This is a genomic window from Streptomyces sp. NPDC029152 (assembly GCF_055564355.1).
In genome coordinates this window covers 1-2,166 of sequence record NZ_JBVHWR010000062.1, presented here as the reverse complement: position 1 = coordinate 2,166, position 2,166 = coordinate 1, and the positions used below count along the sequence as shown (strand labels likewise).

General features: G+C 70.8%; 1 protein-coding gene. It reads right to left on the bottom strand.

Translation table 11 applies throughout. The features are described from left to right. The coding region (locus ACZ4V6_RS36505; protein WP_467835577.1) for a condensation domain-containing protein at nucleotides 1-2,166 on the bottom strand (2,166 nt) is incomplete at both ends.

Below are 2,166 nucleotides of genomic sequence, written 5' to 3'. Positions count from 1 at the left end.
CCAGCGCCACCCCCTTCGGCCTGCCCGTCGACCCCGACGTGTAGATCACATACGCCAGATCGTCCGGCGAAGCCAGCGGCTCCGGGTTGTCCTCCGGACCGGCCGGCCACTGCGCGTCCACCAGCAGCCGGTCGACCGTGCCGGGCAGCCGGTCGGCCAGACCGGTACTGGTGATGATCAACGGCGTGCCGGTGTCCTCGATCATGTAGGCGATGCGGTCGACGGGATACTCCGGGTCCAGCGGGACGAACGCCGCGCCCGCCTTCAGCACGCCCAGCAGCGTCGCGACCAGTTCGGGCGACCGCTCCAGGCAGACGGCGATCAGCGTGTCCGGTGTGATCCCGATGCCACGCAGGTGGTGGGCGAGCCGGTTCGCGCGGGCATTGATGTCCGCATAGGTCCAACGGTTGTCGCCGCGGGAGACGGCCACCGCATCCGGGTCGGCGGCGGCACGGTTCTCGATGAGCTGGTGAATGGTCGCCGTGTCCGGATACGGACCGCTGACACCGTTCCAGTCGACCAGGATCTCCCGCCGCTCCCCCGCCGTCAGCATGTTCAGCTCGGACAGACGCGCCCCCGGAGCGGCCGCCACCGACGCGGCCAGCGTCGCGAAGTGACCGGCCAACCGCTCGATCGTCGCCCGCTCGAACAGATCCGTCCGGAACTCCAAGGCCGCCAGCAGCTCACCGTCCGCCTCGGTCGCGGTCAGCTGGAGATCGAACTTGGCGTCCTGACCGCCCACACCGACCTGCTCGACCGTCAGACCGGGCAGGCTCCACGCGTCGCCGTCCGGTGTGTTCTGGAAGACGAACAGGGTCTGGAACAGCGGGTTGCGGGACAGGTCCCGGCCCGGGGCCAGCTCGTCGACGAGGCGTTCGAAGGGCAGGTCCTGGTGGTCGTAGGCACCCAGGGCGGTGTCCTTGACGCGGTCCAGCAGCTCGGTGAACGTCGGGTCGCCGGACAGGTCCGTGCGCAGGACGAGGGTGTTGACGAAGAAGCCGATCAGGTCCTCGGTCTCGGCGCGGTTGCGGCCGGCGATCGGGGTGCCGACCGCGATGTCGTCCTGACGGCAGTAGCGGGCCAGGACGATCTGGAACAGGGACAGCAGCGCCATGAACAGGCTCGCGCCCTGCCCGCTCGCCGCCGTCCGCAGCGCCTCCGTCACCTCCGACGGCACCGAGAAGTACACGGTGTCGCCCTCGGCGCCCTCCCTCTCGGCCGGCCGCCCGTGGTCGGTCGGCAGCTCCAGGGTCGCCACTCCCGCGAGGCGCTCGCGCCAGTACGCCAGCTGCCCCTCCAGGAACTCGCCGCTGAGCTGCTCCCGCTGCCAGACGGCGAAGTCCGCGTACTGGATCGGCAGTTCGGGCAACGACGCCTCACGTCCGGCGACGGCGGCCGCGTACAGCTCGCGCAGTTCACGCGCCAGGATCCCGGACGACCAGCCGTCCGACACGACGTGATGCATCGTCAGCAGTACGAACTGGTCGTCGTCCGCGAGCCGCACCACGTCCACGCGCAGGAGCCGACCGCCGTCCAGCACGAACGGCCTCCGGGCCTCGGTCGCCATGATCTCCGACGCCGCCCGCTCCCTGTCGGCCGCCGGGAGGGCCCGGACGTCGTGTACCGCTGGAGTGACCGCCCACGGGGCGTCCACGACCTGCGCGGAACGGCCTGAACCGTCCGTGACGAACCGGGTGCGCAGCACCTCGTGCCGGGTGACCAGACCGGTGAACGCCGCTCCCAGGGCACCGACATCGAGCTTGCCCCGCACCCGCAGCCCGAACGGCACGAGGTATTCGGCGCTGCCCGGCGTCAACTGGTCCAGGAACCACAGACGCTGCTGCGCGAACGACAGCGGCAACGGACCGCTGTCGCGGTCGACCGGAACCAGGGGCGTCTCGTCGGCCGCCTCCAGCTCGCGCACGACCGCGGCCAGTGCCGCCACCGTGGGCGACGTGAAGAGGGCCCGCACGGGGACGTCCACGCCGAGCCGCTGACGCAGGCGCGACGTCACCTGCGTCGCGAGCAGTGAATGTCCGCCGAGTTCGAAGAAGTTGTCGTGGATGCCGACGGTGTCGACGCCGAGGACGTCGGACCAGACGGCGGTGATGGTCTGCTCGGTCGAGTTGCGGGGTGGGGTGTAGGTGGTGGCGAGGTCGGGCCGGT